The sequence below is a fragment of the Neobacillus bataviensis genome (assembly GCF_019969725.1).
Window position 1 is genome coordinate 159,823 of record NZ_JAHXYW010000003.1, and the last position, 15,701, is coordinate 175,523.

A 15,701-nucleotide genomic window follows, 5' to 3' on the forward strand; every position below is an offset into this window, starting at 1 on the left:
TCACTGAATTATCCATTTATTTTATTATTCGTGGTTGAAGAAAGTGAAAAGTAAATGAGAAGAATAGTTTGTACTATCATATAAATTGTAAAGGACCAATACATTTTGTAACCCTTTTCATAATGATAGAGTCCGATTTTTAGACCGACCCATTCAATTAAGACGGAAAAACCAGACCAAATGAAGATATACATAATTATATAAAATCCTTTGATTCTTAACCTTTTGTAAAAATATACAAAAAAATAACTATATGGGCCGTTCATGACATAAGTAAAAAAATCCATTACCTCATAACTGGATTTATCATTCACATCATATAGATCCCAGGGGCTGACGCTGGTGGTATGATCAAAAAAGGTAACAAAGAAAATCCCAAATAGATAATAGGCTATCCCTTCTATTAATGGAAAAACTTTCGGTAAAACGAAAATGATCACATTTAAACCAATTATACTGACAATAACAAACCATTCATTCCAATCAAAGGATGTATCATATACCACCTTCATGGTCTTTGCTCCTTTTTTGAGCATATAAAACAAGTCTCGCGAGAACTAATCCTATAAGAAGATAAAAACATTGAACAATAAAACCATCAAGATGAGTCCAATGCGTATATCGAATGATCTTGAAAAAAATGAACAAAAATTCAAGTCCATTTAAGAGCAATAAAAAGAATAAAAAAGAAAAACTCTTTTTGTATGTATCTCCCACATTTAAGAATGAATTAACAAATAGGAGCACAATTATAGGAATCAAGATGTCCCGATATAAGAGAAAAGCGATAAATAAAAATGGATCTTGGGTTGATTCAATCTTATCCAAATTCATTGCCATTATCGTATTATAATTGGTTGCAGCCATGGCTAGGACCATATAAACGATTGAGTTTTGTAAAAAGGACAATGCTTTATGTTGAAAGAAGAAAAATAAACAAAGGATTAAGGTGATTCCAAGCGATACCGGTAGGCCAATCAAAATGAACTCCTCCGAAATTCCATCGTTCTCGATTTTTCATTTGGCCATAGTATGGACCTCCGATAACAAATTGATGCTAAAAATAAAAATTAAAAGGACTCATCCCTCGATGAATCCTGGCAAAAATTATGGTACAAAGACGAGCAATAACCATAAATACAAGCAGATGAGCGTAAAGACCAACGTTAGCGGAATAACCAGGATTGTCACTTTAATATATTCCATCCAGGTTATTCTAATCTTATTTTTCTTAAGGATATGCATCCAAATTAGCGTTGCTAAAGTTCCAATTGGTAGAATCAGCGAGCCGACATCACTGCCAATTATATTCGCGAGGTAAACAGTTTTTATTAGGAGCGGGCTTAATCCCATATCCGTTAACGCCAAGGTTGAGATCATTAATGCGGGGTGATTGTTAAAGATGTTGGAAAGAAGTGCTGTTATCAATCCCATGGTTAAACTGGCATGCAATAAGCTGCCGTTGACTAATGGTTTTAAATGGTTTATTAGAAAGCTTGAAAGGCCAATATTGTGTAAACCAAAAATGATAACATACATGCTAAAAGCAAATATCAAAATATGCCAAGGAATCTTTTTGACGACGTCCTTAGGATTGGTCTTTAAATTTACCCATCTCCAGATTAATAAAATGATTGAGCCGAGTACGGCGACCAAGGATACCGATATGCCAACAAAGGATGCGGCAAATAAACTAATTCTTACAAAAAATACAAAGATCAGCATTCTAATCATGAGCTTTTGTTGTTGATTAAATAAATCTTCTCTATTATTCTGCAATGGGTGGTATCGCCGGTTTTTTTGTAAAGGGATACAGTAGGAATGGTGCCCGATCTCACGGGGAATGTCTTTCTTGAATACTAGGAACAATAATAAGGAAAGAAAAAGTAATCCAATTACCCCTGGGACAAACATCATTTCTGTTTGGATATATAGGTCCATTCCAATAATTTTTAGGGCAATTAGATTCACAATATTACTGACACCAATCGGTGCGCTTGATGCTGTTGCAATTAACGCTCCGCTCAACAGGAATGGTATTTTTTGTTTATTTTTCAATCCCAAATTATTTAATATTAAAATTAATATTGGTGTTGTTATTAATATACTTCCATCATTATTAAAGAAAAGTGTCATTAGAAAACAGAGCAGTAAGGTAAGCCAATATAAGCGAATACCTTTCCCTTTTGATAATTTCAACATAAGAGCTGCAGTCCAGTTAAAAAAGCCAAAGCTTTCAAGTACAATTGCCATAACAATAGTCGCGATAATGGTAATCGCTGCTCCGGTTACCTTCGAGCTGATATCTAGTAAATCTCCTATCGAAACGCTTCCACTTAAAAAAACAAGGATGGCTCCTATCGTTGCTGGAATTGCTTCGTTCATGTTTTTTGGACGGATAAAGATCATGACCATTGTTAGTATAAAAGCAAATATGGTAATGAGAACCGTCGATTGATGGTACATAAAAATTAATTTACTCCCTTCAAAGAGTTTCGATCTTAATTTTCCGTTTCTTCATTTCTTGTCCTTTGCTTTATATTACGTCCCCATTGTGAGGCTTGACCTAAACGAATATCTCGGATAAGGAATAAATCAGCATTAATCTATAAAAATTCATATAGATTTTTACCTATTTTTTTCTATATAGGCGAATATCACTATGGTAGATTACTAGGCTTATGTACGATAAATAAGATGAAAATTAGAATTTATTTAGTTCTTGGAAATTTATAACAAATAAATAGCCGATACTGATGATCAGTATCGGCGTCTACTTTTATGGCTTGTGAAATTGAATATTGCTACTTACCTTAATCCCTGCTGCTCTTTTAGCTGCCGGAACCACTGCCGGAACCTCTGCTGCCAGAGCTTCCATGTCTTTTACCTCTACTGCCAGAGCCACTGCCGGAACCGCTGCTTGACCCTCTGCTGCTTGAACCTCTGCTGCTTGAACCCCTGCTGCTTGAACCGCTGCCAGAACCGCTACTGCCGGAACCGCTGCTGCCAGAGCTGCCATGTCTTTTACCTCTACTGCCAGAGCCACTGCCGGAACCGCTGCTTGACCCTCTGCTGCTTGAACCCCTGCTGCTTGAACCCCTGCTGCTTGAACCCCTGCTGCTTGAACCCCTGCTGCTTGAACCCCTGCTGCTTGAACCCCTGCTGCTTGAACCGCTGCTGCCAGAGCTGCCAGAGCTGCCATGTTTACCTTTTTTACCTCTACTACTGCTGCTTCCACGGCTACTGCTGCTGCTTCCGCGGCTTCTGCTTCCATGGCTGCTGCTTCCGCGGCTTCTGCTTCCGCGGCTGCTGCTTCCGCGGCTGCTGCTTCCATGGCTGCTGCTTCCGCGGCTTCTGCTTCCACGGCTACTGCTTCCACGGCTACTGCTGCTGCTTCCGCGGCTGCTGCTTCCATGGCTGCTGCTTCCATGGCTGCTGCTTCCATGGCTGCTGCTTCCACGGCTGCCAGAGCTTCCGCTGCTGCCATGTTTACCTTTTTTACCTCTACTACTGCTGCTTCCACGGCTACTGCTGCTGCTTCCACGGCTGCCAGATCCGCTTCCTGAGCCAGTACCTGTACTTCTTCCTCTGCTGCTAGATGAACTACTGGAGGAACTTGAAGAACTCATTTGAGCCCTGCAGTCATTATTACTTCTTTTACTTGTAGGATTGTTATCCATAAAGCCAACTACGTCGTTTTGTTTTGCTTGAGAAAGTAAGTCTGAAATATCAATTTTTAAAACCATTTTGCCACCACTTTCTAAATAAATTTATTTTCTATTCCAATTTATGTAGAATTAGCGCATTTGCCATAGACAAACATATAATTTTAACCCGATATTTTTTAAGTTTTTAAACACATACGGTGAGTAAACTGCATATATCTAAAAAAAATATTGTTTAGGAGAATTCAAGTGTTAAAATATGAACTTTATATCAATCCTAAATGGTTAAGGAAATTGAATAAGGACATTTGGAATGATGACTTAGTCCCAGCAGATTTAAAGATAGGAGAAAATCGCTACTCAGTAAAAATTTCCTATAGAGGTAATGTCATAAGAGATAAGAAAAAAAAATCTTATCGAATCGTATTTGAAAAGCCAACTATTGTCGATGGTGCACATGAAATAATCCTAAATGCAGAATTCATTGATGTAACGATGAGCAGAAATAAACTTTCTTTTGATTTATTTGACCGCATAGGTGTTATTGCTCCACATTCAAAGCATGTGCTCCTTTATGTTAACGGATATTGTAAAGGCATATACCTAGAGATTGAATCGTTTGACCAATATCTCCTAGAAAAAAGGAAATTACCAGAAGGACCAATCATTTATGCAACCAATAATCGGGCCAATTTCTCATTACTAACCAAAAAAAAGGAACTGAAAACCCGTTTGAGCCAGGGATATACTATAAAATTTGGAAATACAGAGGATCTAGAGGAATTAGAACAATTTATTGCTATGATTAACACTTTAAGTCATGAGGAATTTGAAAAAGAAGTCCCAAAAGTATTGGACATCAATCAATATCTAAAATGGGTTGCTGGAGTTGTTTGTACTCAAAACTATGATGGTTTTATCCATAATTATGCATTATATAAAAATGGTAAAACTCAATTATATGAAATTAGCCCATGGGATCATGATGGGACTTGGGGAAGAAATATTCGCGGTCGCTTGATGGAATATGATTACGTTCCGTTTACTGGATATAACACTCTCACAGCAAGGCTGCTGCACCTCACATCTTTTAAGAGAAAATATAAGGACATCCTTTCCAATATTTTGGAACAGCACTTTAATTCTAAAGTACAAGAACCCATTATTAATGAGCTTTTTGAGACAATAAAACCCTATATGAGTTTAGACCCATACATTACTTCAACTCCAGACAAAATAGATGAAGAAAAAGAGGTCATTTTTGATTTTATTCAAAAAAGAAATGATTACATTAGAAATGAATTAACAACTTTTATTAAGTAAAAAGTATATGGTTAAATATCATATACTTTTTTTTGCCTATTTTTTTCAAAATCGATAAAAAAAGGCTACTTGTTTAGTACAACAACACACCGTGATACATATTGATGTAGTGTAAATGTTTATTTAATTTAAAGGAGGAAAAAACTTTTATGAATAAAGACATGATGAAGTCTTTGGTCGGGAAAATAATTAAAATTGACCGGGGTGGTCCAGAATCTAGAATCGGAAAGTTAATGGATGTTTATGAGGATCACTTAGTTCTTCTCACAGAAGATGAAGGTGTCGTTTACTACAACACTCATCATATTAAAAGTGTGACGGAGAATGCAAAGGAACAGTTAGAATTTAATATTGAGGTGCCTGAAGGCTTCACGTTTAAACAAGCAGACAGCTTCCAAGGCCTGTTAGATGCCTTAAAGTTCCAATGGGTCAAAATCAACCGCGGCGGTCCAGAGAAATTAGAAGGTGTCCTAAGCGATATTAATCATGATTTTGTTTCCTTAATCAATAAAGAGGAAATCGTTCGCCTTTCCATGTTCCATATCCGTAATATCAGTTATGGATTAAAAATTGAAAAGGTGGAGGAAGAAGCATCAGATAACCAAAGCAGCCAAGAAAAAATGTCTTCTTCTGATAAACAACAATCAAAACAACGTGTCGTAAAGTCTGAATCCTCAAAAAGCCAGTATGCAAAATAAAAAAAGATAACATCTTTGTCGCTTCTCGAAGGAGAAGCGACAACATTATAAAAGGAGGATTATTTAATGGGTACAGAAAATTTCTCGTCTACATTAGATTTATTACTAGGCTTCAACGTAAATCTATATGTAGGTGAAGAAGTATATAAAGGAAAACTTATTGGAGTCGAACCCGATCATGTCATTTTAGAAAGTGAAAACAACTACATCTTTTATTATAGTCTCGATCAGGTTCAAGCAATCACGAAGAATACTAAACAATTTCAAGGCGAAGATACAGAAACTGAATTCTTAAAAACACAAAGCTTAACGGAAGTATTGAATTCATTGAAACAATCCTGGGTAACAATTTTGTGCTTAAACAAGCGGTCCTTTAACGGTATATTGAGCCATGTTAATTCTGATTATGCTACATTGATTAGTGGTGAAGAAAGGATTTTAATTAAGTTAACCCATATTTCAAATATTTTAAAAGGTTTTATCCAAGAAAATGAAAACTCCAGCTCCAATCAATCTGAAAAACAGGATAATATAAAAGCAGAAGATAATAAAAAGGAAAAGAACGCGAAAGTAACCGCACAAGTAACTGCACAAGTGGCTTCCACCGAATCTTCCAAACAACCAGTGGCCTCTTCATCCAATGAAAGCAAAGCAGAGAAAAAATCCGAAGAAATCGTAAAAGTTATCTCGGAAGAAAAAGAACAACAAACAAAAGTTTGGTCTCAATCCATTAAGAATGTTACTAAAAAGTTAAATGAGGTTACAACTCAAAAAATCAACAATGAAATGAGAAAGCATAAAGAAGAACAAGTTCAAAACATCCAAAAGCAAGAAAGACAACGAGCAGTGGAAAACATCCAAAAGCATGAAAAACAGCGAGCAGTCGAGAACAAAAACACGCATATCAAAGAAGAAAAACCTGCACCTCAAAAAGTAGTAACAGAACCAAAAGTTGTAACAGAAGCAAAAGTAGTAACAGAACCAAAAGTTGTAACAGAAGCAAAAGAAGTTCAGGTGACGCAAAAACAAGAACCTATTGCACCAGTTTATAAATCTAAAGAAATCGTTACTATACCTAAACAGGCTGCAGAAGAGAAAAGGAATGAACCTGCTCAGAATAAAAAGGATGAAACAAGAAAAGTGGAACAGCCAGTCAGAGGTTTCCGTTTTTCAGGTGAACCTGTAACACCAAGGGAAATGGAAAGAACTTCATTCTTCTCCGGATGGCCAAATAGAAGCAATAAGACAAGATTCTAACTCGCAGATTCATAGCTTATGAAACCATTTATGAAATATCCCAAAAATCACTACAATTTCACTGAACCTTTAAACATCCTAAGATATTTACAAAATAAAGTTGGGTATGAAATATTTTCAAATCATCGCAAATCCGTTTCAACCCAGCTCTTTTTGTAAATTGAAATTTAGAGGAAAGGATGTGAGTTGATGAATTTAAAAGACAATATCGGTAAATATATTAAACTAGAAATCTCCGGAAAGAAATTTATAAGCGGAATACTCTGTGATATCGGCAGTGATCTATGGGTTGTTTTCAATGGATATGATTATCTTTACATCCCAACCATTCATTGTCAAAACTGGCAATTTTTGAAACAGGATGAAATAGATGAAATTAACCTGAATGACGATTTGACGCCAATATACAATCATAATGAAGAAATTTCATTAAGAAAAACCTTAACAGCAGCAAAGGGTATTTTCACAGAAATTTATGTTACTAGTAAACAAGCACTCCATGGTTATATTATTAGCATTATGAATAACTATTTTGTTTTCTACTCCCCCATTTATAAAACGATGTTTATTTCCCTTAACCATCTAAAGTGGTTGATTCCATATACAAACAATCAACGACCTTATGGATTGAGCAATGCTAATCTTCCAGTAAACCCTAGCAACCTAACCTTTGCCAGATCGTTTGAAGTCCAAATTGAAAAATTAACGGGAGAGCTGATTGTATTCAATATTGGTGAAAATGAGAATGTAATAGGAAAAATCCAAGGAATCAAGAATAATTTTGTTGAATTAATTAGCGCAAAAGAAGACCCAGTTTATGTGAATCTTCAGCATATAAAAACGGTTCATATGACATAGAATCCTCCAATTCTTTTTGGCAATGAATGAAACAAGCTTCTTAATTCAATAACTAAAATAGAGTGTCTAAAACGACACTCTTTTTAAAGGAATTTTATTTGTTTTCCACATATACGGTCTCGGACTTATTGGGAACACGTAAATATAAGCGTTCAAAGGATATTCCAAATAAAAAGGAAACCAGATACATAGAGCCAATCATGTCAAAAATAACATGCTGCTTGACAAACAAGGTCGAGATGATAATCACCCCCCCTGTTACATGAATACATAAATTGTTTATCAGATGTTTATTTTTTATATGAAGTGAAGCAAGCATTACCGCAAATGTGGTAAGGACATGTATACTTGGGAAACAATTATAGGGACGGTCCTTCTTATAGATCCATTGAACCATACTCGTTAATAGATCATCCCCTTCAAGGCTGGGCCTCGGTACGGTTGTTTGGAAAAAGAAATAAATAATGAAGCAGATAGACTCCGCAACAACGATTAATATTAGGGTTTTGAGATATACCTTGGTATCCTTAAAACAAAAATAGACTAAATAACAAAAGATGTATCCATACCATAAAATGTACGGAATGATAAAAATCGATACGAACGGAATTGCATGATCAATGGGTGTTGAAAGGTCCACTCCCTTTTGTGCACCGAGATTTAATAATTGATATATTTTGGCAAGAAGCGGAATTACCAACAAGAAAAGCAAGTAGGGTGCTTTCTTCAAATGAATTTTCACGCTGTCGTCACCCCCAAAATATGAAGTTTTTTTAACCGATTTATAGTTTTGAGCGTACGATTTCCGCCTCTTTTACGATTTGATTGATCAGGTCACTAGCACGTAATTTCCGGGCCAGTCTCGGGCTTTGACCAGCCCAAAGGGACATATTTTCGGGATTTCCCTTTGCGCTTGAGATTTTTCTTATCGCTTTAGTTAATTCGTTTTGTATTGGATAGTCTGGCAATCCCTCTTCAAAACTGGAGAATTTTTCAATGAAGCGATTGTTTACCCCTCTAGCCATTTTTCCTGAAAAGGCTTTGGTAACTACAATTTGTTCTTCTGTTGCTTGGATAATCGCTTCTTTATGAATTTGGTTTGCACTGCTCTCTTCGCAAACAAGAAAAGCAGAACCCATTTGGACCCCAAGGGCACCAAGGGATTTCGCAGCAATCAATCCTCTTCCGTCCATGATTCCGCCAGCGGCAATAATCGGAATGCTAATTAGATCTGCCACCTGCGGGAGTAATGACATTAAGCCAATTAAGCTATGTTTATTTTCAGTATGAAAGGTCCCGCGATGCCCCCCTGCTTCTGTTCCCTGGACGACAATAGCATCCATCCCTGCTTTTTCATTGATATGGGCTTCTGATACTGTTGTGGCTGTTCCGATTAAGACGACCCCGTTTTCCTTAAGTTTGTTAATCTGATCAAGCGGTGGAATGCCAAAAGTAAAGGAACAAATTGGCACATTTTCATCCAAAATAACTTTTAGTTGTTCATGAAAACTTTGTAAATCTTCCTCAAAGCTTGGAAGTACTACTGTATCCTCAACACCTAGTTCTTCCAATATTGGCTGTAATAAGGTTTTGGCGTTATGCATTCTTTCTTTATCTGCTTCATATTTTGCAGGTACGAATATATTTACCCCGAATGGTTTATCAGTTAACTGCTGAACTTCCTTTATCTGAAGTCGGACTTGTTCAGGACTCATATAGCCAGCGCCAATCATTCCTAGGGCGCCTGAGTTAGAAACGGCTGCCACTAACTTCGAGGACGTGATTCCCCCTGCCATCGGCGCTTGAATAATTGGATATTTAATCTTTAGCAATCTCGAAAAATTATTTTCCCACAAGAATTTCTGCCCCCCCTGATTTGATTTTATTGCTAATATTTCCCTAATTAAATTTTATCATTGTTTATACGTGTAGCAAGAATAAATTCATTCAGGACTAGTATGATATTGTGATATGATGGAGCCATCTGAGATGAAGTTGGTGAAATGGTGGAACGGATTGTTTTATTTGATGGGGTCTGTAATCTTTGTAATAATAGCGTGCATTTTATTTTAAAACGAGATATCAATAGATCCTTTAAATTTGCCTCGCTCCAAGGTGAAACCGGTCAAAAGCTTCTGAAACAATACGGCTTAAATACCGCTATGAATAGCTTTGTACTCATCGAGAACAATAAACCATATCTAAAGTCGACTGCTGCATTAAGAGTTTGTATGAAGTTGAGAGGTGCTTGGCGATTATTTTCACTCTTTATAGTCATCCCTAAGCCCTTCAGAGATTTCGTCTATGAGGTCATCGCCAATAATCGTTATAAATGGTTTGGTAAAAAAGAAAGCTGCCTGCTCCCTTTGCCGGAATGGAAAGACAGATTTTTGGATTGACCATTTAAAAAAAGAAATGTCATTCAAGAGCGAATGGCATTTCTTTTTTGCTTTACATTTCGTTATTAAGATTTCGGATGATTCAAGTCCCAAATGATTCCGAATGCATCTTTTACTTTTGCATATTTTGCACCCCAAAAAGTATCCTGCAATTCCATAAATACGGTACCTTTTTCGCTTAGTGCGTTATAAATTTTTTGAATTTCTTCTTCGCTCTCTAATTCAATTGCCAATGAGATATTACTTCCGACTGTCACGGGATTACCTGGAAAAGCATCGGAAGCCATTAAAAATAAATCGTCTTTTTTAAATTGTGCGTGAATAATTCGGTCCGCTGCCTCAGGTGGTGTCGGGTAATCTGCTTCGCCATACGTTTGCAGGTTTAATACTTCTCCGCCAAATACTTCTCGATAATACTCTAATGCTTCTTTTGCATTGCCATCAAACATCAAATACGGTGTAGCTTGTCCCTTCAAATTGAACACTCCTCTAAAAAATTAATACCACTTTTATCATTCGATCAATGTAAGTAAAATTCCTTTGTTGTCAGAACAAATGTTTCAAGTCAACAAAATACTATTTTTTCTAATTGCCAATTTTTCTATACATAAATTCTTGCTAAGAACCCTGATATGAAGCTTTATGAAATTGGCTTATACATTTAAAAAGCAGCTTCCCATCTGAATGTATTTCAGCATCATTCCATAACTTCAAAAACATCGCTTGGTACGGCTCCGGAACCCAAATGTAGTGATGGATGTAATCCGTTAGAATAAAGCCGCACTTTTGCCAAAAATGGATTCTTGCCAAATTCTCGGGTGTTGCCTCTGATTCCACTTCAATGACCAAACTATCGAAGGATTCCGAGGTAATTGACCATTCCTTAATATGTTTAATCGTTTTCAAACCATACCCTTGGTTTTGAAAATCCTGTTGTACAGCTAAATAATCAATCAGCAGGGCTTGGGTACCCTTCAGCTTTCCAGTCAACGCCATCGATACAACTTGGTCACCGACAAAACCCATATGTAAAAAGCACATTTCTTTCCGAAACATATTACGGATAATTTTTTCAGGTTTAGCGCCCTTCTCAGCAAATGCTTGATGATAGATAGGACTGACCATTTCCCATATCTTCTCATCCCACTGATGAATCGATTTGAATTTCACAGGTGGCATTCCTCCAATAAATGAATAAAGCGTTATTGCTAATTTTACCAAAAATCCCTGGGAGCAAAAAAAAACCTTTGAACAAAAGTCAAAGGTTCCAACGAGAACTTAGTGGTCAAGGCTAAGCTCCCACATTAGGAGGTCTAAACTCAGAAGAATTTAAACATCTTTATTTTACCATTTTCTTAATATTCTTTCAACACTTCAAAGCTGTAAAGAGTAAAAGTGGTTCAAAAGGCTTAATTGTTATTTTTTTATTAAAAATAATTCGTTGACAAACTTGTATATACAAGTTAGAATGAAAACGTCATCAAAACTTGTATATACAGGTTGCTAAATCTCCATTTGAAAAGGCATTCAAAACCGGTATATATATCTATATAAAAAATAATTTGAATTGGGTTATTCCCATTCACCAGGGGGAAGTCAAATGGCAAAGTACACAGATCCTTCAAAAGATTTATTGAAACACATTGGCGGTAAAGAAAACATAGCAGCCGTCACCCATTGCGTTACAAGAATGCGGTTTGTACTCAATGATCCTAGCAAAGCAGATGTGAAAGAAATTGAGTCAATTGGACTGGTAAAAGGCACATTTACCCAAGCAGGCCAATTCCAAGTAATCATTGGAAATGAAGTCTCAAGCTTTTACAACGAATTTGTCAAAATAGCTGGTGTAGACGGAACTTCAAAAGAAGAAGCCAAAAAAGCAGCTAAGCAAAATCAAAACTGGATTCAGCGTATGATGGGTCATTTAGCGGAAATTTTCACCCCATTAATCCCTGCCCTTGTAGTCGGAGGTTTAATCCTTGGTTTCCGAAATGTAATCGGTGACATCAAATTATTGGATAACGGCACGAAGACCATTATTGAAGTATCCCAGTTCTGGGCCGGTGTTCACTCTTTCCTATGGCTAATCGGTGAAGCAATATTTCACTTCCTTCCAGTTGGAATCACTTGGTCAGTTGCGAAGAAAATGGGTGCGTCTCAAATCCTGGGTATTGTTCTTGGTATTACCCTAGTATCACCGCAATTATTAAATGCTTATGCCGTTGCCGGTGCAAAAGAAATTCCAACATGGGATTTTGGTTTTGCCCACATTAAAATGATTGGATATCAAGCACAAGTAATTCCTGCTATTTTAGCCGGATTAGTATTAGGCTTCTTGGAAACAAAATTGCGTAAAATTGTTCCAAACTCAATCTCTATGATTGTTGTACCGTTCTTTGCGTTAGTTCCAACTGTATTAATTGCTCACACGATTCTAGGCCCTATCGGCTGGTCTATCGGTTCTGGCATTTCTCATGTTGTATATTCTAGCTTAACTTCAGCATTTGGCTGGTTATTCGCCGCAATCTTTGGTTTTGCCTATGCTCCTCTTGTAATTACAGGTTTACACCATATGACAAATGCGATTGACCTTCAATTGATGAGTGAACTTGGCGGAACAAACCTATGGCCAATGATTGCCCTCTCAAATATCGCTCAAGGCTCAGCCGTTCTTGCGATGATCTTTATTAATCGTAAAAATGAGGAAGAAAAGCAAGTATCCATTCCAGCCGCGATCTCTTGTTACTTAGGTGTAACAGAGCCTGCGATGTTCGGTATCAACTTAAAATACGGCTTCCCATTCCTTGCTGCAATGATTGGTTCCATGATTGCGGGTGTTGTATCTGTAGCCAGCGGTGTAATGGCTAACTCAATTGGTGTCGGCGGTTTGCCTGGTATTTTATCAATCCAGCCTAAACATATGGCAATGTTTGCAATTTGTATGCTGATTGCGATTGTGGTTCCATTCATCTTAACGAACATCTTTGCAAAAACAGGTGTTAAAAAGTTTTCTGTAAAAAAATAAAACTCCATTAGGAGGGAGACGGACTCCCTCCTTTTTGACATTAGAATAAAAAAATTTTAGGTGGGTGTTTGAATTGGCAACATCATGGTGGAAGAATGCAGTGGTATATCAAATCTATCCAAAAAGTTTTTATGATACATCAGGAAATGGTACAGGGGATATCCAGGGTATTATCGAAAAACTCGACTATTTAAAAAATCTCGGTGTCGATGTACTTTGGCTTACCCCTATTTATCAATCTCCACAGCGTGATAACGGTTATGATATAAGTGATTACTACCGCATTCACGAAGAGTATGGAACTATGGAAGATGTTGATCGGCTGCTCGAAGAAGCTCATAAACGTGGGCTTAAAATCATTATGGATATTGTCATCAACCATACGTCAACCGAACATGAATGGTTTAAACAAGCAAGATCCTCCAAGGATAACCCCTACAGGGACTTTTATATTTGGAAGGATGGTGAAAATGGCGGGCCTCCGACAAATTGGGAATCAAAATTTGGCGGTTCTGCTTGGGAATATGATAAGGTAACGGGGCAATATTACCTTCATTTATTCGATGTCACACAAGCGGATTTAAACTGGGAAAACGAGCAAGTCCGTACTGCTTTATATGATATGATGCATTTTTGGCTAAAAAAAGGTGTCGACGGCTTCCGGCTTGATGTGATAAATCTTATTTCCAAGGACCAGCAATTTCCTCAGGATGAAAGTGACGGACGCAAATTTTATACCGATGGCCCGCGGATTCATGAGTTTCTTCATGAAATGAATGAAAAGGTTTTTTCAAAATACGATATCATGACCGTTGGTGAAATGTCGTCAACGTCCATTGATAACTGTATTGGGTATACCAACCCTAATCGTGAAGAATTAAACATGATTTTTAGTTTCCACCATTTAAAAGTAGACTATCCGAATGGGGATAAATGGACGAAGGCGGAATTTGACTTTCAGGCTTTAAAGCAAATTCTTTCCAAGTGGCAGCTGGAAATGAATGAAGGCGGCGGCTGGAATGCCCTTTTCTGGTGCAACCATGACCAGCCTCGTGTAGTATCCCGTTTCGGTGATGACAAAAAATATCACAAAGAGTCGGCCAAAATGCTGGCAACGGCTTTGCATATGATGCAAGGAACCCCTTATATTTATCAAGGGGAAGAATTCGGAATGACAAACCCAGACTTTGATTCGATTGACGAATACCGCGATGTTGAATCGATAAATATTTTTAACATCAAGAAAAATGAAGGCCTGGATGAACAAGAAATTATTGAAGTCCTTAAGCAAAAATCCCGGGATAACTCTAGAACTCCTGTTCAGTGGAATGCTAGTTTTCATGCAGGTTTTACGGCGGGAACTCCTTGGATTGAAACAGCAGCCAATTATCAAGAGATTAATGCTGAGAACGCACTTCAGGATCCGACTTCCATCTTCTATCACTATCAAAAGCTAATTCACTTAAGGAAAGAATATGATGTGATCACGGACGGCAATTTCGAGTTAATTTTAGATCGTGATGAAGAAATATTTGCTTACGTAAGGGAAAACGGGCCGGAAAAATTACTGGTCATAAACAATTTTTATGGGAACGAAAAATTGATCACCCTCCCTGCCCATTTGCATCTTGATGATTATATTAGTGAAATGTTAATCTCAAACTATACAGATTCCCCTTCATTAAAAAGGGAAATCCAGCTGCGGCCATATGAGTCGCTTGTGTATTACCTGAAAAAATGAACGGAGAGGTCAACATGACGAACAAGTATCTAACCATTTATAACACCATTGTCGAGCAAATAAAGAGCGGCGAAATTCCACCGCAGACGCTCCTCCCTTCTGAGAATGAATTATCCGAACAATTCCATACCTCCAGGGAAACGATTAGAAAAGCGTTGAATTTGTTGTCGCAAAATGGCTATATTCAAAAAGTTAGAGGCAAAGGTTCGATTGTGATTGATCTTTCGAAGTTTGATTTTCCCGTTTCGGGCTTGGTCAGCTTTAAAGAGCTGGCACAAAAAATGGGCCGAAAACCAAAAACGATTGTGAATGAGTTTTCCTTAATCAAACCCGAAGCCTATATTCGGCAGCAACTTCACCTTTCAAGCAAGGACCTAGTTTGGAAAGTAGTTAGAACGCGGGAAATGGGCGGAGAAAAAATTATTTTAGATAAAGACTTCTTAGGTAAAAAATATGTACCCCATTTAACTGAGGAAATTTGTGCGGATTCGATTTATCAGTATCTTGAAAACGACTTAAACATGACCATCAGTTTTGCCAGAAAAGAAATTGTCGTGGAAGAGCCTACCAACGAGGATCGGACACTTCTGGATTTGGAGGGCTTTCATAATATCGTTGTAATCAAAAACTATGTCTATTTAGATGATGCAAGCCTTTTTCAATACACAGAATCAAGGCACCGTCCTGATAAATTCCGCTTTGTTGACTTTGCGCGGAGATCACGGTAACTCATAA

At 37.3% G+C, this 15,701-nt stretch carries 15 protein-coding genes; 8 read left to right on the plus strand and 7 right to left on the minus strand.

What is annotated here, in order from left to right; all coding sequences use genetic code 11:
* Positions 1 to 8 precede the first annotated feature (8 nt).
* The 3 genes from LC455_RS09180 to LC455_RS32070 form a co-directional block, all read right to left on the minus strand.
* A complete protein-coding gene (locus tag LC455_RS09180; RefSeq protein WP_223590094.1) occupies positions 9 to 512 on the minus strand; it encodes a hypothetical protein in 504 nt (167 codons plus the stop codon).
* Between the two features lie 595 nt (positions 513 to 1,107).
* A complete protein-coding gene (locus LC455_RS09185) occupies positions 1,108 to 2,466 on the minus strand; it encodes an arsenic transporter (RefSeq protein ID WP_223590096.1) in 1,359 nt (452 codons plus the stop codon).
* A 313-nt stretch (positions 2,467 to 2,779) separates the two neighbouring features.
* The gene (locus LC455_RS32070; RefSeq protein ID WP_263297736.1) at positions 2,780 to 3,544 is read right to left on the minus strand and encodes a hypothetical protein; all 765 of its coding nucleotides are present in this window, start codon (positions 3,542 to 3,544) and stop codon (positions 2,780 to 2,782) included.
* Positions 3,545 to 3,914: 370 nt separating this feature from the next.
* Between LC455_RS32070 and LC455_RS09195 the strand changes: the two genes are divergently transcribed.
* The 4 genes from LC455_RS09195 to LC455_RS09210 all read left to right on the plus strand — a co-directional run bounded on the left by LC455_RS09195 (position 3,915) and on the right by LC455_RS09210 (position 7,801).
* Entirely contained in the window at positions 3,915 to 4,988 is a 1,074-nt protein-coding gene (locus LC455_RS09195) for a CotH kinase family protein (RefSeq protein WP_223590098.1), read from the plus strand.
* 149 nt (positions 4,989 to 5,137) lie between these two features.
* Positions 5,138 to 5,686 (plus strand): hypothetical protein, encoded by a 549-nt coding sequence (locus LC455_RS09200; RefSeq protein ID WP_223590099.1) that lies wholly within the window; start codon positions 5,138 to 5,140, stop codon positions 5,684 to 5,686.
* A 66-nt stretch (positions 5,687 to 5,752) separates the two neighbouring features.
* On the plus strand, positions 5,753 to 6,943 hold the full coding sequence (locus LC455_RS09205) for a hypothetical protein (protein ID WP_223590101.1): 1,191 nt from the start codon (positions 5,753 to 5,755) through the stop codon (positions 6,941 to 6,943).
* Between the two features lie 189 nt (positions 6,944 to 7,132).
* Positions 7,133 to 7,801, plus strand: coding sequence for a DUF2642 domain-containing protein (locus LC455_RS09210; protein ID WP_223590103.1), 669 nt, complete (start codon positions 7,133 to 7,135; stop codon positions 7,799 to 7,801).
* 94 nt (positions 7,802 to 7,895) lie between these two features.
* On the opposite strand, the gene LC455_RS09215 is transcribed toward LC455_RS09210, so the two are convergent.
* Together LC455_RS09215 and LC455_RS09220 are read right to left on the minus strand one after the other, a co-directional pair.
* Positions 7,896 to 8,543: a phosphatase PAP2 family protein gene (locus LC455_RS09215; protein WP_223590105.1), complete on the minus strand. Its 648-nt coding sequence runs from the start codon at positions 8,541 to 8,543 to the stop codon at positions 7,896 to 7,898.
* A gap of 40 nt (positions 8,544 to 8,583) precedes the next feature.
* Positions 8,584 to 9,657 carry an NAD(P)H-dependent flavin oxidoreductase gene (locus LC455_RS09220; protein WP_223590107.1) on the minus strand — a complete coding sequence of 358 codons (1,074 nt, stop codon included), beginning with the start codon at positions 9,655 to 9,657 and terminating at the stop codon, positions 8,584 to 8,586.
* Positions 9,658 to 9,804: 147 nt separating this feature from the next.
* On the opposite strand from LC455_RS09220, the gene LC455_RS09225 reads away from it, so the two are divergent.
* Positions 9,805 to 10,200: a thiol-disulfide oxidoreductase DCC family protein gene (locus tag LC455_RS09225; protein WP_223590109.1), complete on the plus strand. Its 396-nt coding sequence runs from the start codon at positions 9,805 to 9,807 to the stop codon at positions 10,198 to 10,200.
* A 65-nt stretch (positions 10,201 to 10,265) separates the two neighbouring features.
* Here the strand turns inward: LC455_RS09225 and LC455_RS09230 are convergent, their stop codons facing one another.
* On the minus strand, positions 10,266 to 10,676 hold the full coding sequence (locus tag LC455_RS09230) for a VOC family protein (RefSeq protein WP_223590111.1): 411 nt from the start codon (positions 10,674 to 10,676) through the stop codon (positions 10,266 to 10,268).
* Positions 10,677 to 10,818: 142 nt separating this feature from the next.
* Complete coding sequence (locus tag LC455_RS09235) at positions 10,819 to 11,370, minus strand: GNAT family N-acetyltransferase (protein ID WP_223590113.1); 552 nt, start codon at positions 11,368 to 11,370, stop codon at positions 10,819 to 10,821.
* A gap of 430 nt (positions 11,371 to 11,800) precedes the next feature.
* Here LC455_RS09235 and treP point away from each other — a divergent pair, with 430 nt between their 5' ends.
* The 3 genes from treP (at position 11,801) to treR (ending at position 15,694) form a co-directional block, all read left to right on the plus strand.
* Positions 11,801 to 13,225, plus strand: coding sequence for a PTS system trehalose-specific EIIBC component (treP, locus tag LC455_RS09240; protein WP_223590115.1), 1,425 nt, complete (start codon positions 11,801 to 11,803; stop codon positions 13,223 to 13,225).
* Between the two features lie 73 nt (positions 13,226 to 13,298).
* The gene (gene treC, locus LC455_RS09245; RefSeq protein WP_223590117.1) at positions 13,299 to 14,966 is read left to right on the plus strand and encodes an alpha,alpha-phosphotrehalase; all 1,668 of its coding nucleotides are present in this window, start codon (positions 13,299 to 13,301) and stop codon (positions 14,964 to 14,966) included.
* Positions 14,967 to 14,980: 14 nt separating this feature from the next.
* Positions 14,981 to 15,694: a trehalose operon repressor gene (gene treR / locus LC455_RS09250; protein ID WP_223590119.1), complete on the plus strand. Its 714-nt coding sequence runs from the start codon at positions 14,981 to 14,983 to the stop codon at positions 15,692 to 15,694.
* Positions 15,695 to 15,701: the final 7 nt, after the last annotated feature.